Raw genomic sequence first — 21873 nt, forward strand, 5'->3', positions numbered from 1 at the left:
AGCGCCACGAACACGACGAGGACGAACAGGAGGACGGTCATGGTCTCAGCCTGGTCCGCGGACCGACCCGCCGACAGCGGCAGAAACGACACGTATCGTCGATTTCCGGCCAACCTGGTGGCAGACTGGGCGGCATGCTGACGACGGTGGTCGTGCCGCTGTTGCCCCGCACCGAGGCCTTCGAACTCGGCGTCGCCTGCGAGGTGTTCGGCTTCGACCGATCCGACGACGGGCTGCCCGTGTACGACTTCAGCCTCGTCGCGGGCAGCCCCCGCCCGGTCACCACCCGGTTCGGGTACACGATCGACGTCCCCTACGATCTCGATCGCCTCGACGACGCGGATCTGATCGTGATTCCCGCCGGCGGCACCGGAATCGCCGACCTGGACGAGTCGTTCGTGTGCGGCGTCGCCGACGAGATCGCCGACCTGCAGCCGCTGTTCGCCAAGCTGCGGGCGGCGGTGGACCGTGGCACGCGGGTCGCGAGCCTGTGCACGGGAGCGTTCGTGCTGGGCGCCGCCGGCCTGCTCGACGATCGCCGCTGCACCACCCACTGGCGCCACGCCCCGCGGCTGGCCGAACGCTTCCCGGCCGCGAAGGTCGATCCGGACGTGCTCTACGTCGACGACGACCCGGTGTTCACCAGTGCCGGCACCGCCGCCGGAATCGACCTGTGCCTGCACATCGTCCGCAAGGAACAGGGCTCCGACATGGCCAACGGCATCGCGCGCCGGATGGTGGTCCCGCCGCACCGCGACGGCGGGCAGGCCCAGTACGTCGCCATGCCGCTGCCCACGGCACCCGCCGAGACACTCGCACCCCTGCTCGACTGGATGACCGAGCACCTCGACGAGGATCTGCCCGTGGCGGCGCTCGCCGCGAAGGCGCACATGTCCGCGCGGACCTTCGCGCGGCGGTTCCTGGCCGAGACCGGGACGACGCCCGCCCGCTGGCTGCGCGATCAACGGGTCCTCGCGGCCCAACGGTTGCTCGAGACCACCGACCTGCCCGTCGACGTCATCGCCGACCGCGTCGGCTTCGGGACGGCCGCGGTCCTGCGGCAGCACTTCCTGCGCCTGCGCCGCACCACCCCGCACAGCTACCGTCGCACCTTCCGCACCGAACCCGCCCGCGTGCGGTGACCCACCGGGTGCCCATGGACGCGCTCGGAGCCGGCGCAGCAGGTATCGACGGGGGTATCGACGGGCAGAACGGGTACCCGCGGGAAGAAACGGTCGCGACACGACGTTGACGCGATCAGTACCCGACCGAAAGGATCCCCGTGGCCACCCAGACTCTCACGCAGCAGAACTTCGACGACATCATCTCCGGTAACGACGTGGTTCTCGTCGACTTCTGGGCATCGTGGTGCGGGCCGTGCCGCTCCTTCGCCCCCACCTTCGAGTCGTCGTCGGAAAAGCATCCGGATGTCGTGCACGCCAAGGTGGACACCGAGGCCGAACAGGGCATCGCGGCGGCGGCGAACATCCGGTCCATCCCGACGATCATGGCGTTCCGCGAAGGCGTCCTCGTGTTCAACCAGGCCGGCGCCCTGCCCCCGGCCGCGCTCGAGGACCTCGTGACCCAGGTCAAGGCCCTCGACATGGACGAGGTGCGCCGCCAGATCGCCGAACAGAACCAGAAGCAGGGCTGAGCGACCCCGGGTGCGCACGTCCCGCCGCGACAGGGCGACGGGACGTGCGCACCGCCGTGTCGGGGTCAGTGCGCGGCGGCGTCCCAGCTGCGCCCGAAGCCGACCGAGACGTCCAGCGGAACCGACAGGTCGATGACCGAGGCCATCTTGTCCCGCACCAGCTGCTGCACCTGTTCGCGCTCGTCGGCGGTCACCTCGAGCACCAGTTCGTCGTGCACCTGCAGGAGCATGCGCGAACGCAACCCGGCCCCGCGCAGCGCCGTCTGCACGTCGATCATCGCGACCTTGATGATGTCGGCGGCGGTGCCCTGGATCGGGGCGTTGAGCGCGGCCCGCTCGGCGACCTCCCGGCGCTGACGGTTGTCGCTGTTCAGGTCCGGCAGGTAGCGCCTGCGGCCGTAGAGGGTGGAGGTGTAGCCGTCCTTGCGGGCCTGCTCGACGACGGCGTGCAGGTAGTCGCGCACGCCGCCGAAGCGGTTGAAGTAGGCCTCCATCTGTTCGCGGGCCTCTTCGGTGGAGATCTTCAGCTGCTGCGCCAGCCCGTACGCGCTGAGCCCGTAGGCCAGCCCGTACGACATCGCCTTGACCCGTCGCCGCAGCTCCGGAGTGACCTCCTCGATCGGCACCCCGAACGCCCGGGAACCGACGAAGCTGTGCAGGTCCTCGCCGGTGTTGAACGCCTCGATCAGGCCCTCGTCGCCGGAGAGGTGCGCCATGATCCGCATCTCGATCTGGCTGTAGTCCGCGGTGAGCAGCAGGTCGTAGCCGGGGCCGACGACGAACGCGTCGCGGATGTGCCGGCCCGCCTCCGTGCGCACCGGGATGTTCTGCAGGTTCGGCTCGGTCGAGGACAACCGGCCGGTGGCGGCCACGGTCTGGTTGAAGGTGGTGTGGATCCGGCCGTCGTCGGCGATGGACTTGACCAGGCCGTCGACCGTGGTCTTCATCTTCATCGCTTCCCGGTGCGCGAGCAGGTGCTCGAGGAACGGATGCCCGGTCTGCTCGAACAGATTCTGCAGCGCCTCGGCGTCGGTGGTGTAGCCGGTCTTGGTCTTCTTCGTCTTCGGCATCCCCAGCTCGTCGAACAACACCACCTGCAGTTGCTTCGGTGAGCCGAGGTTGATCTGCTTGCCGATCACGTCGTAGGCGGCCGACGCCGCGGCGGCGACGTCCGCGGCGAAGCCGGACTGCAGGTCGTCCAACCGTCCGGCCTCGACCGCGATTCCGGTCGTCTCGAGGTCGGCGAGCACACCCAGCAGGGGCAGTTCCATGTCGGTCAGCAGGGCGGTGGACTCGATCCCCTCGAGCTCGGTGTCCAGGGCCGCGGCGAGGTCCACCACCGCACGGGCCCGCAGAATCGCCGCCTCCGCGGCCTTCGCGTCGGCGGCGTCGGCGTCGTCGAGCAGCGAGAGCTGCTGCTCCCCCGACTCCTCCACCCGAAGCTCCCGCTTGAGGTAGCGCAGGGACAGGTCGTCGAGGTTGAAGGTGCGCTGGCCGGGACGCACCAGGTAGGCGGCGAGGGCGGTGTCGCTGGTGACCCCGGCCAGCGTCCACCCGCGGCCACGCAGTGCGTGCAGGGCCGCCTTCGCCTCGTGCAGCGCCTTGGGTACGGCCGCGTCGGCCAGCCAGGCGGCGAGCGCCGCCTCGTCCTCGGGCGTGAGGGTGGTGGTGCTCACGTACGCGCCCTCACCGTCGGCCGCGGCGATCGCCACGGCCGTGGCGTCGCCGCCGTACGGGACGCAGGAACCGAGCACCGCCATGCCGTGCCGCACGCCCGGCACGGCGTGCGCGGCGAGCCATCCGGCGAGCGTGCCCGGCTCGAGCACGCCGCCGCGCACCTCGAAGCCCTCCTCGGCCTCCGGCTCGACCGAGCTGAGGGTCGCGAACAGCCGGTCGCGCAGCACCTTGAACTCGAGGTCGTCGAACAGCCGGTGGATGCGGTCACGGTCCCAGGGGGTCAGGGCCAGCTGATCGGGGGTGTAGGGCAGGGCCATGTCCCGCACCATCTCGGTGAGCTGACGGTTGAGCAGCACGCTGGACAGGTGTGCGCGCAGGGCGTCACCGGTCTTCCCGCGGACCTCGTCGACGCGGTCGACGAGCTCGGTGAGGCTGCCGAACTCGCGGATCCATTTGGCGGCGGTCTTCTCCCCCACCCCCGGGATCGAGGGCAGGTTGTCGCTCGGATCCCCGCGCAGCGCCGCGAAGTCGGGGTACTGCTGCGGGGTCAGGCCGTACTTCTCCTCCACCGCCCCGGGCGTGAACCGGGTCAGGTCCGACACCCCGCGCCGAGGATAGAGGACGGTCACGTCGTCGGTGACCAACTGCAGCGAGTCCCGGTCGCCGGTGACGACGAGCACCCGGTACCCCTGGGCGGCGGCCTGCGTGGCCAGGGTCGCGATGATGTCGTCGGCCTCGTAGCCGGGCTCGGCCATCACCGGGATGCCCAGCGCCTCGAGCACGTCCTTGGTGATGTCGACCTGACCGCGGAACTCGTCGGGCGCCGAGCTGCGATTGGCCTTGTACTCGGGGTACGCCGCCGCCCGGAACGTGTCGCGGTTGACGTCGAAGGCCGCGGCGACGTGGGTGGGCTGCTCGTCGCGCAGCAGGTTGATGAGCATGGAGGTGAACCCGTACACCGCGTTGGTGGTCTGGCCGCTGTGGGTCTTGAAGTTCTCCGCCGGCAGGGCGTAGAACGCGCGGAACGCCAGGGAATGCCCGTCGAGCAGCAACAGGGTCGGTCGGTCGCCGGCGGTGGCGGCGGGCGCGGAGGAGGTGGATGCACGAGTCACGGTTCCTCAGTCTAGGGACCGGCTCGGACAACCCGGGCCCCTCCGCGGCCGTGCGCTCGGCGCGGCACCCGAAACAGAACAGATACGCGGCGGAAATCGCAGAGCCCCGTGGAAAGCGGTTGCAGCCGCTAAAGTCCGGTTCCACGACGCCGGTCCCCCGGCGCCGCGCTCGACGACCCGACGTGATCCGGAGGACCTGCGTGGCCCCATCCGTGCCGCTCCGGGGGCGACCACCGATACCTCGGCTCGCCCCGACGCTCCTGCTCCTGCTCGTCGCACTCGCGCTCGCCGGTGTCGGAGCCGGGGCGGCCTCCGCGCAGGAACCCACCCCACCCCCGGCGCCGACCACCACCGCGCCGCAGCCGAGCGAGGAGGTGCGGGTCAGCGGCAGTCTCAACAACGCCGGGCAGCGCCTCGGCGGGGTCACGGTCCGGGCCCGCGACGCCGCGGGCGCCGAGGTCGCCCGGGCCACCTCGGCGCCCGACGGGCGCTGGCAGATGACCGTACCCCCCGGCACCTACACGTTCGAGGTGGACGAGCAGTCCCTTCCCGAGGGGGTGAGCGTGCAGGCCGCCGTGCAGCGCGACGTCGCCGCCGGCCGGGCGAACACGGTCATCTTCTCGTTCGGCGAGTCGCGGTCCGGGTTCGCCACCTCGGGGTGGGAGACGCTGATCCGCACCGTCGTCGACGGACTGCGGTTCGGCCTCGTGATCGCGATCGCCGGGGTCGGGCTGAGCCTGATCTTCGGAACCACCGGTCTGACGAACTTCGCGCACGGCGAGCTCGTGACCCTCGGCGCGGTGGCCGCGTGGATCTTCAACGTCAGCCTGGGTATCCAGTTGATCCCCGCGACGCTGCTCGCGATCGTGGTGGGCATCGTCATCGGCCTGCTCAACAACGGGCTGATCTGGGCGCCCCTGCGGCGCCGGCGCACCGGCCTCATCGCACAGCTGGTCGTGTCCATCGGCCTGGCGATCTCGCTGCGCTACCTGATCCTCGCGCTGTTCTCCGACCGGGCCGAGGCGTTCGCCGACTATCAGGGCCAGCGCCAGCTGGAATGGGGTCCGATCGCGATCACCCCGGTGAACCTGGCCTGCATCGTGGTCAGCCTCGTCGTGCTGGTCGGGGTGGCCCTGCTCATCCAGCGCACCCGCATCGGCAAGGCGATGCGGGCGGTGGCCGACAACCGGGATCTGGCGGCCGCCTCCGGCATCGACGTCGAACGCGTCGTCCGGTTCGTGTGGGCCCTCGGCGGTGGGCTGGCCGCCCTGGGCGGCGTGCTCTTCGGCCTGTCCGAGCTCGGGGGCCGCGTGCAGTGGGAGATGGGCTTCAAGCTGCTGCTGCTGATGTTCGCCGGGATCACCCTCGGCGGCCTCGGCACCGCGTACGGGGCGTTGCTCGGCTGCGTCATCGTGGGCCTGCTGGTGCAGTTGTCGACGCTGGTCATCAACCCCGACCTGAAGTACATCGGCGGCCTGCTCGTGCTGATCCTCATCCTCGTCGTCCGGCCCCAGGGCATCCTGGGCAGCCGGGCAAGGGTCGGGTGACCGCCGTGGACATCGCTGCCGTTCTCCAGGTTTCCTTCGCCCAGTTGATCGGGCCGTCGGCGATCTTCTACGCGCTGCTGGCCATCGGGCTGAACCTGCACTTCGGGTACGCCGGACTGCTCAACTTCGGCCAGATCGGGTTCGCCCTGCTCGGCGGGTACGGCGTCGGGATCATGACCGTCACCTACGACCAGCCGCTGTGGCTCGGCATCCTCGTGGGCCTGGCCGCCTCGGCCCTGCTGGCCCTGGTGCTGGGCATCCCCACGCTGCGGCTGCGCGCCGACTACCTCGCCATCGTCACCATCGCCGCCTCCGAGATCCTGCGGCTGGTGTTCCGGTCCACCGCCTCGGATCCGGTGACCGGCTCGACCAACGGCCTGTTCGGGTTCGCCGGGCCGTTCACGCAGCTCAGCCCGTTCGACTCCGGGCGGCAGTACTCGCTGCTCGGGATGCGGTTCTACGGCGACGACCTGTGGGCGATGGTCGTGGGCTGGACCCTGGTGCTGATGCTGTGCGGGCTGGTGTATCTGCTCAGCCACAGCCCGTGGGGCCGGGTCCTCAAGGCCGTCCGCGAGGACGAGGACGCCGCCCGATCGCTCGGCAAGAACGTGTTCGTGTACAAGATGCAGGCGCTGGTGCTCGGCGGCATGATCGGCGGGCTCGGCGGCGTCTTCAACGCGCTGCAGACCAAGTCGATCAACCCCGACTTCTACTCCACCGCGCAGACGTTCTTCGCCTTCGGCGCCCTGATCCTCGGTGGCGCCGCCACCGTGTTCGGTCCCGTGCTCGGCGCGATGCTGTTCTGGTTCCTGCTCACCGTTCCCGATGCCCTGCTACGCCAGTCCATCTCGGGCCCGGACCCGCTGCTGGCCCTGTCCGAGCAACAGGTCGGGGCGATGCGCTACATCCTCCTCGGTGTGCTCATCGCAGTCATGATGGTGTTCCGGCCCCAGGGCATCCTCGGCAACAAGCGGGAGGTGCAGCTCGATGCCTGACGCGACCCTCTCCGCGGCGCAGCGCTCCGCGCTGTTCGACTCCGTGGCACGCGAGCCCGGCGCGGACAAACCGGATCCGATCCTCGTGGTGGACGGGCTCTCCCGCACCTTCGGCGGCCTCAGAGCGGTCGACGTGGCGCACCTCGAGATTCAGCGGGGGTGCATCACCGGGCTGATCGGGCCGAACGGCGCCGGCAAGACCACGCTGTTCAATCTGCTCACCGGCTTCGACCGCCCCGACACGGGGACCTGGAGCATGGACGGGATGCCGCTCGGCGGCCTGCACCCGCACCAGCTGGCGCGCCGCGGGATCGTGCGGACGTTCCAGCTGACCAAGGCGCTGTCGAAGATGACGGTGCTCGACAACGTGCGGCTCGGCGCGACGGGCCAGCGCGGGGAACGGATGCTCGGTGCGCTGCTGCCGTGGATGTGGCACCGGCAGGAACGCGCCGTCACCGAGCGGGCTCGTGAACTGCTGGCGCGGTTCGCCCTGGACGCGAAGGCCGACGACCTGGCCGGCTCCCTGTCCGGCGGGCAGCGCAAGCTCCTCGAGATGGCGCGGGCCCTGATGACCGAGCCGACGGTGGTGATGCTCGACGAGCCGATGGCCGGGGTCAATCCCGCGCTGACGCAGAGCCTCCTCGGGCACATCAAGTCCCTGCGCGACGACGGGATGACCGTCGTGTTCGTCGAACACGACATGGACGTCATCCGCGACATCTCCGACTGGGTGGTGGTGATGGCCCAGGGCTCGGTGATCGCCGAGGCCCCGCCGGACCAGCTGTCCTCGAGTCCGGCCGTCGTCGACGCCTACCTGGGCAGCCACCACGACCAGGCGCTCGAGTTCGACGACGAGGGCAACCCCGTCGGCGCCACGGCCGCGCTCGCCGTGGCGATCGAGGAGGCCGAGGCCCACACCCTCGAGTCCGGCGGCGACCTGTCCGAACCGAGTGCCACCGTCCTCGCCGACATGCCCGGCGCGGCCGGGCAGCCCGAGACCGGTACCGAGCCTCCGACGCAGGAGAAGCCGTGAGCGAGACGCCCTCCCCCAGCCCGGCACAGATGACCGCGGCCGAGCGCGCGGCCACTCCCGAGGAGCACGCCCGTCTCGCCGAGGGGGCGCTGGTGCGCGCCGACGACATCGTCGCCGGGTACTTCCCCGGTGTCGACATCCTGCGCGGCTGCAACTTCTTCCTCCGCGACGGCGAGATCGTCGGCATCATCGGACCCAACGGCGCCGGCAAGTCGACCCTGCTCAAGGCGCTGTTCGGGTTGATCCCGGTGCGCCGCGGCACGGTGACGCTGCGCGGCGACGACATCACCGCCGCGCCCGCGCACGTACTGGTGCGCAAGGGTCTCGGCTACGTGCCGCAGACCCGTAACGTGTTCCCGTCACTGACCATCGAGGAGAACCTCGAGATGGGAATCTACTTGCGGCCCAAGAAGTTCGAGGAACGTTTCGCGTTCGTCGCGGAGCTGTTCCCGCTCCTCGGTGAGCGCCGCAAGGTCAAGGCCGGTGCCCTGTCCGGCGGTGAGCGGCAGATGGTGGCGATGGGCCGGGCGCTGATGATGGATCCGTCCGTGCTGCTGCTCGACGAGCCGTCGGCGGGCCTGTCGCCGATGTTCCAGGACGAGGTGTTCATCCGCTGCAAGAAGATCAACGCCGCGGGGGTGTCGATCATCATGGTCGAGCAGAACGCGCGACGGTGCCTGCAGATCTGCGACCGCGGCTACGTGCTCGACCAGGGCCGCAACGCGTACACCGACACCGGGCCGAATCTCATGCACGACCCGAAGGTCGTCGAGCTGTACCTCGGGACGCTCGCGGGCAGCCAGGAGAAGAAGCGCAGCTGACGGGTGGCCGACGGACGGGGCCGGGAACCGATCGGTTCCCGGCCCCGTCCGCGGGGCCCTCGCTACTCACCGACCACGATGTAGTCCTCGGTGGTGAGCCTGTTGTCCGGCCCGAACACCAGGTGCCCGTAGGACCCGATGCCGGGCTCGCCGGCGTCGGTGAAGTTGAGCCGGCCGGTGACACCGTCGTAGTCGATGTCCTGGCCCCCGCGCAGCAGATCCAGGCACTGCTGGTAGCTGGTGCACGTCGTGCCGTCCTTGGTGACGCTGTTGATGTTCGCGGCGATGTCCACCCCGGCGGTGGAGCCGGCCTGTTCCGCGGCGAGCGCCGAGATCACCACGGCGTCGTACGATTCGCCGGCATAGTTGAAGTCGATCAGCGCGGGATCGATGGCCTTGAGCCGATTCTGGAAGTCCGGGCCGACGTCCGTGAGCGGAGTGGTGCCGCGCATCGTGTCGACCAGCCCGGGCGCGACGGCCTCACCGAGGGCGTTGCCCATGTTTCCGTCCACGCCGTAGACGAGCATGCCGTCGGACGGCCCGATACCCACCTCGTGCATGCGGGTGAGGATCTTCGCGGACTCCTCGAACCCGATGATCGCCACGGCGTCGGGGCCGAAGTTCTTGATCTGGTCGACCTCGGCGTTGAACGACTGCGCGTTGGGGTCGTAGATGATCTTCTGGACCTGGTCCTCCGGCACGCCGGCCTCGACGAGGTTGTTCTGGGTGTTGGTGGCCAGGCCGGTGCCGTACGGGTCGTTGAGCGCGATGATCGACACCCGCTGGGCACCGTCGTCCGAGATCAGCTGCGCCAGGGCCTGCGCCTGCAGCACGTCGGTGGGGGCGGTGCGGAAGTACAGCCCCTTGTCGGGATAGCAGACGAACTGGTCGGAGGTGTTCGCCGGCGAGAACATCACCACCCCGGCGCTGGCGATCTTGTCGAGCACCTTCAGCGACACCGACGACGAGGCCGCCCCCACGATCACCTGCGTTCCCGCCGCGAGTTCCCGGTCCACCGTGGAGTTCGCGGTGTCGGTCGTGGTGTCGCCCGAGTCGCCGGTGATCAGCTCCACCGGCTGGCTCAGCACACCGCCGGCGGCGTTCACGTCGTCCACCGCGAGCCGCACCGCCGCCACCTCCGGGGGCCCGAGGAAGGCGAGGCTGCCGGTCTCGGGAAGCAGGGTGCCGATCTTCAGCGGGGTCGTCACCGGCGTGGCACCGGCGGTCGCCTGCGCGGGTTCGCAGTCGGTGGTCACGGTCGTCGCGGACGCCGCGCTGTCACCGGAACCGCCCGCGGCGGAATCGTCGCTGTCCGAGCTACAACCCGCGAGGGCGAGAGACGCTGCTCCGAACACCGCAGCGGCGCGGACGAAGGTCCGTCTGGCCATCCAACTCTCCTTCGATCGGCATGCACACCGTCCCGGATGCGTCACCGGGACGTGGCCAGAAACCTATCCGCCCCGCGCCGTCCGTGAACCCGGGCGAAATCCTTGTGACGCGACCGTTATCGAAGAATTAACGCCGGTGTGACGGGGGGCTCCGTCATCCCGCCGCGGCACCACCCAGCGTCTCGATGACCACCTCGGCGACGTGCTTCATCGTGGTGCGCCGATCCATTGCCGCCCGCTGGATCCAGCGGAACGCCTCCGGCTCCGTCATCGCATGCTTGTCCATGAGCAGGCCCTTGGCTCGGTCGACGAGCTTGCGGGTCTCGAACCGCTCGGTCAGCCCCGCCACCTCGCGCTCGAGTTCACGGATCTCCGCGAACCGGCTCGCCGCCACTTCGATGGCCGGAACGAGATCGGACTTGGAGAACGGCTTGACGAGATACGCCATGGCGCCGGCGTCCCGGGCACGTTCGACAAGTTCGCGCTGACTGAACGCCGTGAGGATGACCACAGGCGCGATGCGGCGGGCGGCGATCTCCGAGGCGGCGTCGATGCCGTCGCGCCGGGGCATCTTCACGTCCATGATGACCAGGTCGGGCTTCAGCTCCTCCGCCAGCTCGACCGCCCGCTGCCCGTCGCCGGCCTCACCGACGACCTCGTAGCCTTCCTCGCGGAGCATCTCCACCAGATCGAGCCTGATCAGCGCCTCGTCCTCGGCCACTACGACGCGCCGCGGCTGAGCGGGATTCTCGTGCGGGGCGGCTGTCATCGTCGGCCATCTCCTGTCGCTCGGGCGGCCCCCGCGGAGGGGGTGGAACGTTAGAAGGGTACCGGTGGTCGACGGCAGTTACCGATCTTCTACAGTGGTCTCCGCACGACGCCCCCGTATCCCAATTGGCAGAGGAAACGGATTCAAAACCCGTACAGTGTCAGTTCGAGTCTGACCGGGGGCACCCACAGTGCGCCGCCTCATCGGAGCGGCGCCCCGAGCGACCCGCGGGCCCCCACCCCGTCGCCCTCTCGACCGGTGCGCCGCGCCGACGTCCGGGACCGCTGGTAAGGTGCCGATTTCGGTTGCGCCGGCCGGTGTTCCGGTCGGGACCACCGCCGACCGTTCCCGGGCCCTGCGGAACGCGGATCGAGATCGGAGAAGGCATGGGACGCGCCCTTCCCGTCGTGGCGGCCTGCGCGGCTGCGCTGCTCGCCCCGGCTCCGGGTGCGGCCGCGCACGTGCCGGACGATCGGATCGTGCTGCGCCCGGGCGACGGCATCACCTTCACCGCCGCCGATCCCGCGCCGGGTTGGTGCTCGGTCGCCGCGGTCGGCCACGACCGCGCAGGGCGGCTCGTCGCCATCACCGCCGGCCACTGCCGGCAGACCGGCTCGGCCGCCGTGTGGAAGGCCGGCGAGCAGAGCCGCGGGCCTGTCGGCACCGAGACCTCCGTCCACAGCCCCGGGTCGGTGGACTGGCTCGGAATACCGACCGACGCGGTGCCGGACTATGCGGTGCTCCAGCTCGACGAGACGAGGGTACGCGGCTCGAACACCTCGGCGCCGGACGCCGACGGCGAGGTCGTGGTGCTCGAGTCGATCGGCTCGCTGCCGGACGGCGACCAGGACATCGGCAGGCACTGCGCGGCCGGGCACACGACCGGGATCGCGTGCGGGCCCGCCCCGCTCGTCGACACGCTGGACGTCGCCGGCACCCGCGACGTGCTGGTGAACCCGAACTCGGTCAACTCGTGGCTCGTGATGCAGCAGGGCGACTCCGGCGGCCCGCTGGCCCGCACCGACACCCACGAGTGGCTCGGCCTCGCGGTCGGATACCGGCCGAACGACGTGCGCTTCGCGGTGTACCAGCGGGCCGACCGGATCATCGAGGACCTGGACGCCCGGGGCGGCATCGGCGCGGGATTCACGCTCGTGTGCACCCCGTGACGAGTCAGGTCGTCGCCTCCGCGGACGTCGTCGCCGTGCCTGCGCCGGCGGCGGTCGGCGTCCCGGGGCGGTGCGTCGCGGCCGCGGCACCGCGGTGGTTGTGCTCGGTGACCACCACCTGGCCCGCGGCGATGGCCACCGCCACCGGCCACTCGATCAGATCCAGCGCCACCAGCGCCGCCAGCCCGGCGAAGTAGGCGAGCTGGTCGGGCCGTGGGATCCCGACTCGGCCGACGAGGGGCAGGTGCACGGCGAAGCGTTCGGCGTCGCGGGCGAGCCGCGCCATCGTTCGGTGGGATTCCCAGAAGGACTGTTCGTCGGCCATTCTTTCCTCGCTCGTCAACTTCGGTTCACCTGACGTCCCTACCGTCGGGGGCATGTCGAACCCGATGGCCGCCGTGGGCCCGGATGCGGTGGTCGGCGCCGTGGTCCGGCTGCTCACTCCCCCGCTGTGCGAGCTGTACGCCGTGTTGATGCGCGCCGGCGTGGTGGTCGTGGTCGACGACTGACACCACCGGCCGAACTAGCTCGTCGCCACGGGGGGAGTCTTCCGTGCCGGCTGCGCCGTCGGTGCGGGTGCGGTGACCGCCCCGGGGGCGGCGGTCGCGCCGGGACGCGCCGGGCCGGGGCGGGGCGCGAGGAGCCGGACGGCGAGCGCGCCTCCGCCGACGGCGACGACGACCGGCCATTCCACGAGCCCGGTGAGCCCGAGCGCCGCAAGGGTCAGCGCCGCCGCCGGGGTGGAGCCGGAGCCGCTGCTCACACCGGAGCGGGCGCCGTCGAGCGCACCGCGCACGCTGCCGACGAGCCCGCCGACAGCGGCGCCGCCGACAGCTCCCGCGGCGCTGGTGGTGGCGTACGCGGTGCGGGTGACCAGGTGGCCGGTGGTGTCCAGTAGCTGCATGGCACGTCCTGCTCTGCTTTCGGTCGCCAGCGTGCGCGGGGTCTCGGCGGGACGGTGGCGCGGGGGTCTGCGGCGAGCTCGGCGCCTCGAGGAGCCGTCGTTCCCGGGGCACGGCGGCCGTGACGGTCGGACTCGCCCCTACTGTAGTCCCGATGTCGGCGAGAGCCGAGCGGTCGGCGCCGACGTTTTCCCGGAAGCGCCACCGGCATCCCGGGACTCGAGCACCGATGCCACCACCTCCCCGATCGCCGGCAGCCGGAGCGCGGCGGTCGGTGCGACGGCGGCGGCCACGGTGGCCGCCGCAGCGCACCCGAGTGCCTGCGTCCATCCGACCGGACCGACCGGCACGCAGCCCAGCAGCCCGCTGACCCCCGGCGTGCTGATCAGTGCGGCCATGGCGGCGAGCGAGCCGAGGACGGTGGCGACGACGAGGGGGCTGCGGGACTCGAGCAGTGTCTGCCCGAGCTGAGCGCCGACGAGCGCGACGAGCGCCACGGTCGACGCGCGCGGGTTCGAGCCCGTGACCCTGGCCATCGCCCACGCCGCGGTGGCCGCGGCCGCGGTCGTGGCGCCGCGGGCGGCCATGGCGTGCAGCAGCACGGACTCGTCGGGCCGGGGCGCGGGGCCGGAGCCGTCGGTGCGGGGGGTGCTGACGGCGAGGGCCGCCGCGGGCAGCGCGTCGGTGAGCATGTTCACCAGCAGCAGCTGGCGGGCATTGAGCGGCGAGCGGCCGGTGATCAGGCTACCGAGCAGCGCGAAGGCGACCTCGCCCGCGTTGCCGCCGAGCAGGACCGACACGGCGGCCTGGACCCGCTGCCACAGCACGCGGCCCTCGTCGAGCGCGTCGAGCAGGCCCGCGACGCGGCCCTCGAGCAGCACGACGTCGGCCGCGCCGCGCGCGGGGTCGCTGCCGCGGGAGGCCACGCCGATGCCGACGCTCGCGGCCCGGATCGCGGCGGCGTCGTTGGCGCCGTCACCGACCATGGCGCACACGTGTCCGGTGCGTTCGAGGGCCTGCACGATCTGCACCTTGTGCTCGGGGGACATTCGGGCGAAGACCAGCCGCTCCTCCACGGCTCGTTCCCGTTCGGTGTGCGAGAGTCCGTCCCATTCGGCACCGCTGAGCACCTGATCCGCCGTGACGGGCAGGCCCAGTTCGCCGGCGATCGCGACGGCGGTCACCGGATGGTCGCCGGTGACGAGCCGGACGGCGACGCCCTGCTCGAGCAGCGCGGGCAGCAGTCCGGCCGCGTCGGCCCGCGGCGTGTCGGACAGCCCGATGAGGCCGACGTGCCGCAGCCCGTTTCCGGACAGCTCCGCGAGGGCGTCGGGATCGTCTGCCGCCCCAGCGGTTTCGGCATCGGTCAGGTCGCGCTGTCCCACGGCGATGACCCGCAGTCCGTCGGCGGCCAGGGCGTGCACCCGCTCGCGGACGTCGGGATGGTCGTCGCCGTAGGCGCCGAGCATCATCTCCGGCGCACCCTTGACCGCGAGGTGGTTTCCGGCGATCGCAGCCGCGTAGGCCCGGCCGGACCGGAACGGCAGGTGGGCCGTCCGTTCGGCGGCCCGGTCCGCGACGGCGGCGGCGTGCGCGGACTCGACGATCGCGACGTCGGTGGCGTGCTCGGGTGGTCCCCCGTTTGCCGGAATGCCGGTGCGGGCGGCGCAGGCCAGCACGTCCTCCCGGGTGAAGCCGGGGGCGGGTTCGACCGCCGCGACCCGCAGGCGGTTCTCGCTGAGTGTGCCCGTCTTGTCGAAGCAGACGACGTCGACCCGGCTGAGGGCCTCGATCGAGCGGGGCGCCCGCACGAGGGTCGAGCGCTTGGTGAGCCGGCGGGCGGACGCGACCTGTGCGAGGGTGGCCACGAGCGTCAGCCCTTCCGGCACGGCCGCGACGGTGACCGCGACCCCGCTGGTCACCGCCGCGCGGACCCCGGTGCCGCGGAGCAGGCCCAGCGCGGCGACGAGGACGCCGCCGCCGAGGCTGACGGGCAGCGCCCGGCGGGTGAGGGTGCTCAGCCGTGCCTGCAGGCCCACCTCCCGGACCCGCGCGGGCGCCATCGCGGTGGCGCGACGGGTCTCGGTGGCCCCGCCCACCGCCGTCACGACCGTCACCGCGGTGCCGGTGAGCACGGTGGTGCCCGCGTAGAGCATGCAGGCGCGTTCGGCCAGCGGGGCCCCCGGCGTCGAGTCGCTCTGCTTGACGACCGGGAGCGACTCCCCGGTCAGTGCCGACTCGTCGACCTCGACCCCGTCGGCGTGGAGGATTCGCCCGTCCGCGGGCACGACCTCGCCGGGACGGACCTCGACGACGTGCCCGGGACGCAGCCGGGCCGCGGGGACTCCGACGTATCGCCTGCCGCCGCGTGGTCCGGCGACGCGGCGCGCGGGCGGATCCTGCACCGCCAGAAGCCTTTTCAGAAGTCGCTCGGCACGCAGGCGCTGGGCGGCCGAGATCGCGGCGTTGAGCAGCAACACCGATCCCACGAGCACGGCGTCGAGCGGCGAACCGAGCACCGCACTCGCCGCGGAACCGGTGGCGAGGACGGGGGTCAGCGGGTCGGACAGCTCGGTGCGTACCGCACGGGTGAAGTCGACGGCGGAGCCGACCGGGCGGGTGCCGACCCGCCGCACCACCCGCACCGCCCGCGTGCGGGTCCGCACCCGCCAGCCGGAATCCTCCGCGGGCAAGAACAACTCGTCCGGCGACGGCGCGGGGAGGAGCGCGCACACCTCGGCCACCGACAGCGCATGCCAGTCGTGGGCCGAACGCGGTGGCGGCAGCGGCGCGGCGAGCGCGGTGCGGGCCGCCGACGTTCCGGCCCACAGCCCGGCCGCGGCACCGGCGGTGACCGATTCCGGACCGGTGCCCGGCACACCGGGCAACATGAGCAGCGCTCCGAGGGCGGAGGCGTCGCGGGCGATCTCCACGCCGCGCCGGCTCGCGGTCCGGGCGGCCGGGAGCGCGTGCAGGATCCGCCACGCACCGGTGAGGTCGCGGACCATCAGGTCCGCCGGCCAGGGCGGCCGGCTGCCATCGCGCAGGACACCGATGCCCACGTCGGCCAGGGCGAGGGCCTGCGCCGCCTCGGCGGTGAGGACCACGACGGTGCCGCCGCCGCGCTGCAACCTCTCGACGATGCCGAGCAGTGCGGCGTCCATCGACTCGACGAGAGGTTCGAGGCGATCGAATCCGTTCCGCAGGGAGCCCGCCCCCTCGTCCTCGACGGAGACCACGACGATCCCGGCGCGCCGGGCGGCGGCGAGCACGGCGGACGCGTAGCGGTCGTGGACGGGACCGATCAGCACCCGCGCGTCGGCGGGAAGGTGCCCGGGCACGTCCGGCACGGCGGAGACGGGGTGCCAGCCGGGGGTGAGGACGCCGCGTTCGACCGCCGTCCGCGCCCGGTCCCACACCACGCTGCGGTCGCGGTCGGGCACGCCGTTCAGGCGCGTCACCGCGAGCCCGGGGGTGTACAGGGCGCGGGGGTCGACGACGATCGCGTCGACCCGGTCGAGGCGGCGCAGCACGGCCGGTCGCAGGGTCACCACGCCGCGGGCGGCGAGCCCGCGCGCGAGGGTGGCGGCGAAGGATTCCCGCGCGGTGCGGGTGGCCTTGGGGACGGCGACGAGCGCCGCGGAACCGGCGGTGGTGGGTCGGCCGGTCAGGAGCCCGGCCGCTGCCGCGCCGGCGAGGCCGGCCCAGCCGGCACGGTCGGTGTAGCGCTCGACCGGACCGGCCGGGGGTTCGGTGGGACGGACCGGCCGGCGCGGGCAGCGGGCCGTGGCCGCGTGGGGGGCGAGGTCCGGTTCGAAGTCGCGCCAGGCGCGCCGCATCGCCAATGTCTCGCCCACGAGGACGGTCCGGGTGGCGGCCTCGACGGCGGAGGAGGCAGGCGAGAGGGTCAGGGTGTGCAGCACGGAGGTCCCGGCGGCCAGCAGCAGGTCGGCCCTGCCGGGGCCGAGCGCGGACTCGACGAGAGCGCGGATCCGCGGGTGGTAGTCCGACACGAGGACCGGAGCGGCTGCGCCGCCGTGCAGGCGCGGCAGGCGCAGGTAGCGCCCCGCCGCGGTCAGCGCCAGTCCGGTGCCGGCGGTCGCCGCGGACACGCCCCGCCGGACGAGCAGGACGTCGTCGCCCGGCAGCTCGTGCGGAACACCGCGGGGTGCGGTTGCGGCGCCCTCCGCTTCGGCGTGTTCGACGACGCGCCGGAGCGTGCCGGCCGTCGGTCCGGCCGGGTCCGTGGACACCACGAGACGGCACCAGGGGCGGTGCAGTTCGGCTGTGGCCACGCCCGGTGTGTCCCGGATCGCGGCGAGCACCCGGTCGCCGAGCGCCTCCCCGTCCGGGCCGTCGAGGCCGCGGACCTCGATCCACGTTCGGGCACCGTTCGCTGCGCAGCGCCGGGCGGGGCGCCCGCCGGCCGCCTCCCGGGCGACGTCCGCGACGAGCTGGACAACGGCCGCGGGGGCGGGGGCCGCGGCGGCGGTGACGGGTGCGCGCAGCAGGGCCGCCCCCACGCCGGCCGCCGTGGCGGCGCCGACGATCGCGGTGTCGAGGGCGACGCCGGCACCGGCGGCCGCCACCCGCACGCCGGCCCGCAGGGCGGATCCGGGAAGGGCCACGAGGGTGGCGACCGAACCGCGCGGACGCCGCCGGTAGGAAGTGCTGTGGTGCATGGTGTCCTCCTCGGCTGCCGCACGAGCGTCCCGGCTCGGGACCGGACACCGGGTGCCGACGCTCGGACATGCCCGCCGGCAGTCGCCGGCATCGAGGTCACCGCGCTTTCAGCGTAGTTCCGCCGTCGGGCGGTGGACACGTCTCGGGGTGATTCGCCCGGTGACCTCGCGTGGAGCTCAGCGGACGCTCTCGGTGACCGTCCAGCGACCCTCCCCCTGCAGTTCGAGCACCCGGTCGTGGAAGCTGTCGAGGGTGCTGCGGTGCCCGACGCTGACGATGACGCTGTCCGGCAGCGCCTCGCGCACGGTGCGATAGAGCGCGTGCTCGAGTCCCTCGTCGACGGCGGCGGTGGCCTCGTCGAGGAACACGGTCCGCGGCCGGGCCAGCAGCACCCGCGCGAACCCGAGGCGCTGCTGCTCCCCGGGGGACAGCACGCGCGCCCAGTCGGTGTCGTCGTCGAGGCGTTCCCTCAGGTGCCCGAGGTGCACGCGTTCGAGCACCTCGCCGAGTTCCGCGTCGTCCCGTACGGGCGGACGAGGATACGACAACGCTTCGCGCAGCGTCCCGAGCGGCACATACGGGTCCTGGGACAGGAACAGCGCGTCGCCGTCCGGGCGCGCGATCCGACCGTGGGCGTACGGCCAGAGCCCGGCGAGGGAGCGCAGCAGCGTCGTCTTGCCGCTGCCGGACGCGCCGCGGACGAGCAGCGCCTCGCCGGGGGACACGTGGATGTCGAGGCCGGTCACGAGCGGCCGGCCGGCCGGGGTCCGCACGTCGAGACCGCGCAGGTCGAGGGTGTCACCCTGCTCGGTCGCGACGAGGACGGGCAGCTTCGCGGACTGGTCGGTGGCGTCGACCAGGCCGTTGAGACGGATGGTGGTCGCCCGGAACGCGGCGAAGTCGTCGTAGGACTCGCGGAAGAAGGACAGCGAGTCGTGGACCTGACCGAAGGCGTTGCCGGTCTGCATCACGTCACCGAGGGTGACCTGACCGGCGAACAGCCGCGGCCCCTGGATGAGAAACGGGAAGATCACCGCGATCTGGTTGACGGTCAGGTTGAAGCCGTCGAACTTCAGGATCCGGAACACGATGCGCCACCAGTTGCGGATCACCGCGGCGAATCGGCCCAGCAGGCCACCCCGCTCGACGTTCTCGCCGCGGTAGAAGGCGATGTTCTCGCCGTACTCGCGGACGCGGACCAGGGCGTAGCGGTAGGTGGCGCCGAGCTTCTCGTTGAGGAAGTTCAGCCGGATCAGCGGCCGGCCGATCCAGAACGCCACCGCGGTGGTGACCAGCACGTAGATGTAGACCAGGAACACCATTCCGCGGGGGATCTCGGTGCCGAACACGGTGATCGGGCCCGACAGGTCCCACAGGATGCCGGTGAAGCTGACGATGGACAGCACCGCGGTGACCGCCCCCATCGACAGGACGCGGGTGGTGGTGACGAAATCGGTGACGTCGACCTGGATGCGCTGGTCGGGGTTGTCCACCGGCTTGTCCACGAACCGGTCCCGGTAGAACGCCCCGGTGTCGAGCCAGGTGTCGACGAGCCGGTTGTTCAACTGGGTGCGCCAGTGGATGTCGAGGGTCTGACCGAGCAGGTACGCGACCAGGCTGCGCGCCACGTGGATGGTGGCGAGCACGGCGAAGACCCGCATGAACCGCCAGAACGCGGCCTCGTCGAGGTCCTGGATCGCGGTGTAGAAGTCGTTGTACCAGTACGAGAACAGCACGTTCATCCGCACCGCGAAGACGGTGAACAGCAGAACCAGGGCCACGAGTCCGAGCGGGCCGAGGCCCCGACGCGGATCGAAGTAGGGCCACGCGATGCGCCACCACTGCCGTCCCCAGTGGGTCGTTCGCGCGAGCAGCGCCACCACGACGACGAACACCACCGTTGTGATCACATACGCCTTCAGCGTCCACCAGACGCTGTCGACGAGCACACTTCCCCATTCCATCCGTCGCCGCTCCCGTCTCCCGCGCGATCGCGCGGTCCATGCGAGAGATTGTGGACCCCGCCCCGGGGTGCGCGACGCCGATTCCGCGACCGATCGTGGGGCTGCCCCCGCGGCGGAGCCGGTGGCCGGCGCGCGCCGGGCACCGGACCGCTGCTTCGTCACGGGTTCTGCGGGTATCCGACGGTCATGGAGGTTCTGGGCATTCTCATTCTCGTCGGGGTGGTCGTCTACGTGGTGGTCCAGCGTCGCAGGAGCGGGCCACGGAGGTGACCACGGCTCGGCCGGGCTCGCCGTGCGGTCGAGCCCGGCTGGGCCGTGCCCGCAGGACGGAACGATCCGCGGGTGCACACGAACGTCGCCGGTCCTCGCTCCTGGCGGCGAGGACCGGCGACGGGTCGGTGGGTGGCTGTCAGCGGGTGCCGGGCACGGTGCGGTGCGTCGTGGTCCGGCGGGTGAGCAGGAAGCCGAGGGCGATCATGGCGGCCCCGAGCACGAAGTGCAGCCAGTCGTCGGCGGAGTTGACCGGCACGAAGTTCGCCGAGCTGTCCTTGTCGATCACCAGTCCGTAGAGCCACAGCACCAGGTAGATGATGCCGCCGCCGATGAGGTAGGACCGAGCGGCACCGACCGTGCGGGCCATCGCGACGCCTGCCACACCGAAGAGCAGATGCACGATGTTGTGGAGGATGGAGACCCCGAAGATCCCGAGCAGCAGCGCCCCGGACTCGTGCCCGGCGAACGTCATGGTGTCGTAGTTGGTCGTGATTCCGGGAACGAACCCGAGAATGCCGACGAGGAGAAACACCACACCGACAGCGAGGGCGGCTGTCTGCACCGGTGTCCGGGTCATAGTTCGTCCTGCGTGCTCGGCCATGGCCGGCTCCTTTCGTTCGAACAGGTGACCGGAGCGGAGTGGCTGCGGCTGCCGGAGAGATACCTCCGTGGGCGTTCGTGAAACCTTGCCCGCGAGGATTTTCGCGGGACGGCGACGGGCCGTGCGTGCTGCCGATAGGAACGGTCACCGGTCCCGGGTCATCGGACCCGGCCGCGGGTCGGTTCCGGCGGGGGTGAGCTGGGCGACCAGTCGGGCAGCGACGTCGCGCAGCTTGACGTTCTCGTGCTGGGACTGGCGCACCAGCACGGCGAAGGCCTCCTCGGCGGTCAGACCGCGCGCGGCCATGACGATCCCGACGGCGTGGTCGATGGTCGGACGCGAGCGCAGGGCCCGATCGAGTTGCGTGATCTCCGCCCGGGCCCGGGCACAGCGACGGGCCTGCCGCAGTGCGGTCTCCACGGCCGTCGTGAACACCTCCACCAGCGTCTCGTCCAGAGAATCGAACCCGTGGTCGTGCTCGCTGTAGAGGTTGAACGATCCGGCCGTCTCGTCGTCGATCCGCAGCGGCGCGGCCAGCGAACTCGCCGTCCCGAACCGTTCCGCGCGCTCGGCGAACGCCGGCCAGCGTCGCCGCATCTCGGCGCGGTCCGCGCGCACCACCTGGCCGGTCCGCACGGCGTCGAGGCCCGGGCCGGCGCCGGCGAGGTACTGGGCGTGGTCGAGTTCGTAGAGCAGCGGATTGCTGCAGGCCTCCGTCTCGGGGCGGCCGCCCCGCAGGACCGTCACCCCCGCCATGCCGGTCTCGGGCACGATCTTCACGACGTTGCCGACGAGCAGGTGCAGCAGCTCGGGCAACTCGTCGCCCTCGTCGAGCGCGGCGGACAGCCTGCGCAGCGCCACGACGATCTCCCCGACTCGTCCACACAGTGGATCGTTCCCGGCCATGTCCCCGTCCACGACTGCATCCCCGTCGGTCGTTCTTCTCACAGAATGCACCCGGTGAGACCGGCCGGGCACAGTTCTCGGGTCATCTCGTGTGACCTCACCGCCCGAGGCGCTGCGCCAGGTATCCGACCAGGCCGTCGAGGGTGCTCAGGTGCGCGTAGTCCGCCTCGGGGATGTCCACCCCGAGCGACGAACGCAGTCCGATCAGCACGTTCAGCCAGTCCATCGAGTCGAGGTCGACCTGCTGGCGCAGCGGCCGGTCCCCCGCCAGTTCGATGTCCTCGATCTCGGGGGCGACGTCGGCGATCGCGGCGACGACGGCGGCGCGGATGTCGGCACGGGCGGTCTCGCCGGTATTGGTCTCGTCGGTGGTCACGAT

The 21873-nt window shown here is 71.8% G+C and carries 18 protein-coding genes and 1 tRNA gene; 9 read left to right on the plus strand and 10 right to left on the minus strand.

All coding sequences use genetic code 11. The annotated features are described in order from the left end of the window. Positions 1-134 precede the first annotated feature (134 nt). Together HFP48_RS15180 and trxA are read left to right on the plus strand one after the other, a co-directional pair. A complete protein-coding gene (locus tag HFP48_RS15180; RefSeq protein WP_168579720.1) occupies positions 135-1142 on the plus strand; it encodes a helix-turn-helix domain-containing protein in 1008 nt (335 codons plus the stop codon). Between the two features lie 140 nt (positions 1143-1282). After that, the gene (trxA, locus tag HFP48_RS15185; protein WP_168579721.1) at positions 1283-1654 is read left to right on the plus strand and encodes a thioredoxin; all 372 of its coding nucleotides are present in this window, start codon (positions 1283-1285) and stop codon (positions 1652-1654) included. 65 nt (positions 1655-1719) lie between these two features. Here trxA and polA read toward each other — a convergent pair whose 3' ends face one another. Beyond that, positions 1720-4443 (minus strand): DNA polymerase I, encoded by a 2724-nt coding sequence (gene polA / locus HFP48_RS15190; protein WP_168579722.1) that lies wholly within the window; start codon positions 4441-4443, stop codon positions 1720-1722. 200 nt (positions 4444-4643) lie between these two features. Here polA and HFP48_RS15195 point away from each other — a divergent pair, with 200 nt between their 5' ends. The 4 genes from HFP48_RS15195 to HFP48_RS15210 are packed head-to-tail and all read left to right on the plus strand — an operon-like array spanning position 4644 to position 8839. Next, positions 4644-5990 (plus strand): branched-chain amino acid ABC transporter permease, encoded by a 1347-nt coding sequence (locus HFP48_RS15195; protein ID WP_006941135.1) that lies wholly within the window; start codon positions 4644-4646, stop codon positions 5988-5990. A gap of 5 nt (positions 5991-5995) precedes the next feature. Beyond that, on the plus strand, positions 5996-6985 hold the full coding sequence (locus tag HFP48_RS15200; protein ID WP_006941132.1) for a branched-chain amino acid ABC transporter permease: 990 nt from the start codon (positions 5996-5998) through the stop codon (positions 6983-6985). Then, positions 6978-8018: an ABC transporter ATP-binding protein gene (locus HFP48_RS15205; protein ID WP_168579723.1), complete on the plus strand. Its 1041-nt coding sequence runs from the start codon at positions 6978-6980 to the stop codon at positions 8016-8018. The genes HFP48_RS15200 and HFP48_RS15205 overlap by 8 nt, the downstream gene beginning before the upstream one ends. 29 nt (positions 8019-8047) lie before the next feature. Continuing rightward, positions 8048-8839 carry an ABC transporter ATP-binding protein gene (locus HFP48_RS15210; RefSeq protein WP_037201731.1) on the plus strand — a complete coding sequence of 264 codons (792 nt, stop codon included), beginning with the start codon at positions 8048-8050 and terminating at the stop codon, positions 8837-8839. A gap of 62 nt (positions 8840-8901) precedes the next feature. Here HFP48_RS15210 and HFP48_RS15215 read toward each other — a convergent pair whose 3' ends face one another. Further along, entirely contained in the window at positions 8902-10227 is a 1326-nt protein-coding gene (locus HFP48_RS15215; protein ID WP_029544011.1) for an ABC transporter substrate-binding protein, read from the minus strand. 154 nt (positions 10228-10381) lie between these two features. Beyond that, entirely contained in the window at positions 10382-10996 is a 615-nt protein-coding gene (locus HFP48_RS15220) for a response regulator (protein ID WP_006941125.1), read from the minus strand. A gap of 110 nt (positions 10997-11106) precedes the next feature. Between HFP48_RS15220 and HFP48_RS15225 the strand changes: the two genes are divergently transcribed. Both HFP48_RS15225 and HFP48_RS15230 read left to right on the plus strand, forming a co-directional pair. Continuing rightward, a tRNA-Leu gene (locus tag HFP48_RS15225) sits at positions 11107-11180 on the plus strand. 202 nt (positions 11181-11382) lie between these two features. Further along, a complete protein-coding gene (locus HFP48_RS15230; RefSeq protein WP_029544013.1) occupies positions 11383-12165 on the plus strand; it encodes a hypothetical protein in 783 nt (260 codons plus the stop codon). Positions 12166-12169: 4 nt separating this feature from the next. Here HFP48_RS15230 and HFP48_RS15235 read toward each other — a convergent pair whose 3' ends face one another. Further along, entirely contained in the window at positions 12170-12490 is a 321-nt protein-coding gene (locus HFP48_RS15235) for a hypothetical protein (RefSeq protein ID WP_065922516.1), read from the minus strand. Between the two features lie 52 nt (positions 12491-12542). Here HFP48_RS15235 and HFP48_RS32100 point away from each other — a divergent pair, with 52 nt between their 5' ends. Then, positions 12543-12674, plus strand: a complete 132-nt coding sequence (locus HFP48_RS32100) for a hypothetical protein (RefSeq protein ID WP_256997108.1) — start codon at positions 12543-12545, stop codon at positions 12672-12674. 14 nt (positions 12675-12688) lie between these two features. Here HFP48_RS32100 and HFP48_RS15240 read toward each other — a convergent pair whose 3' ends face one another. From HFP48_RS15240 to HFP48_RS15265, 6 genes are all read right to left on the minus strand, one after another. Further along, on the minus strand, positions 12689-13069 hold the full coding sequence (locus HFP48_RS15240) for a hypothetical protein (protein ID WP_168579724.1): 381 nt from the start codon (positions 13067-13069) through the stop codon (positions 12689-12691). A 138-nt stretch (positions 13070-13207) separates the two neighbouring features. Further along, on the minus strand, positions 13208-17749 hold the full coding sequence (locus tag HFP48_RS15245; RefSeq protein ID WP_246872425.1) for a cation-translocating P-type ATPase: 4542 nt from the start codon (positions 17747-17749) through the stop codon (positions 13208-13210). A 177-nt stretch (positions 17750-17926) separates the two neighbouring features. Beyond that, complete coding sequence (locus tag HFP48_RS15250; RefSeq protein WP_029544015.1) at positions 17927-19714, minus strand: ABC transporter ATP-binding protein/permease; 1788 nt, start codon at positions 19712-19714, stop codon at positions 17927-17929. 409 nt (positions 19715-20123) lie between these two features. Beyond that, positions 20124-20564, minus strand: a complete 441-nt coding sequence (locus HFP48_RS15255; protein ID WP_168580586.1) for a DUF4383 domain-containing protein — start codon at positions 20562-20564, stop codon at positions 20124-20126. Between the two features lie 168 nt (positions 20565-20732). Then, positions 20733-21494, minus strand: a complete 762-nt coding sequence (locus tag HFP48_RS15260) for a GAF and ANTAR domain-containing protein (RefSeq protein ID WP_065923456.1) — start codon at positions 21492-21494, stop codon at positions 20733-20735. Positions 21495-21591: 97 nt separating this feature from the next. Then, a complete protein-coding gene (locus HFP48_RS15265) occupies positions 21592-21870 on the minus strand; it encodes a phosphopantetheine-binding protein (RefSeq protein WP_006946663.1) in 279 nt (92 codons plus the stop codon). Between the last annotated feature and the right edge of the window lie 3 nt (positions 21871-21873).

It is taken from the genome of Rhodococcus sp. DMU1 (assembly GCF_012272955.1).
Classification (GTDB): domain Bacteria; phylum Actinomycetota; class Actinomycetes; order Mycobacteriales; family Mycobacteriaceae; genus Rhodococcus; species Rhodococcus aetherivorans.

Excerpts from the sequence above, each read along its gene's own strand:
- HFP48_RS15255 (WP_168580586.1), bottom strand. The coding sequence starts at position 20,564 with ATGACCCGGACACCGGTGCAGACAGCCGCCCTCGCTGTCGGTGTGGTG.
- HFP48_RS15205 (WP_168579723.1), top strand. The coding sequence starts at position 6,978 with ATGCCTGACGCGACCCTCTCCGCGGCGCAGCGCTCCGCGCTGTTCGAC.
- HFP48_RS32100 (WP_256997108.1), top strand. The coding sequence starts at position 12,543 with ATGTCGAACCCGATGGCCGCCGTGGGCCCGGATGCGGTGGTCGGCGCC.
- HFP48_RS15180 (WP_168579720.1), top strand. The coding sequence starts at position 135 with ATGCTGACGACGGTGGTCGTGCCGCTGTTGCCCCGCACCGAGGCCTTC.
- HFP48_RS15260 (WP_065923456.1), bottom strand. The coding sequence starts at position 21,494 with ATGGCCGGGAACGATCCACTGTGTGGACGAGTCGGGGAGATCGTCGTG.
- HFP48_RS15230 (WP_029544013.1), top strand. The coding sequence starts at position 11,383 with ATGGGACGCGCCCTTCCCGTCGTGGCGGCCTGCGCGGCTGCGCTGCTC.
- HFP48_RS15245 (WP_246872425.1), bottom strand. The coding sequence starts at position 17,749 with ATGCACCACAGCACTTCCTACCGGCGGCGTCCGCGCGGTTCGGTCGCC.
- HFP48_RS15250 (WP_029544015.1), bottom strand. The coding sequence starts at position 19,714 with ATGGAATGGGGAAGTGTGCTCGTCGACAGCGTCTGGTGGACGCTGAAG.
- HFP48_RS15215 (WP_029544011.1), bottom strand. The coding sequence starts at position 10,227 with ATGGCCAGACGGACCTTCGTCCGCGCCGCTGCGGTGTTCGGAGCAGCG.
- HFP48_RS15240 (WP_168579724.1), bottom strand. The coding sequence starts at position 13,069 with ATGCAGCTACTGGACACCACCGGCCACCTGGTCACCCGCACCGCGTAC.
- HFP48_RS15235 (WP_065922516.1), bottom strand. The coding sequence starts at position 12,490 with ATGGCCGACGAACAGTCCTTCTGGGAATCCCACCGAACGATGGCGCGG.
- HFP48_RS15210 (WP_037201731.1), top strand. The coding sequence starts at position 8,048 with ATGACCGCGGCCGAGCGCGCGGCCACTCCCGAGGAGCACGCCCGTCTC.
- HFP48_RS15220 (WP_006941125.1), bottom strand. The coding sequence starts at position 10,996 with ATGACAGCCGCCCCGCACGAGAATCCCGCTCAGCCGCGGCGCGTCGTA.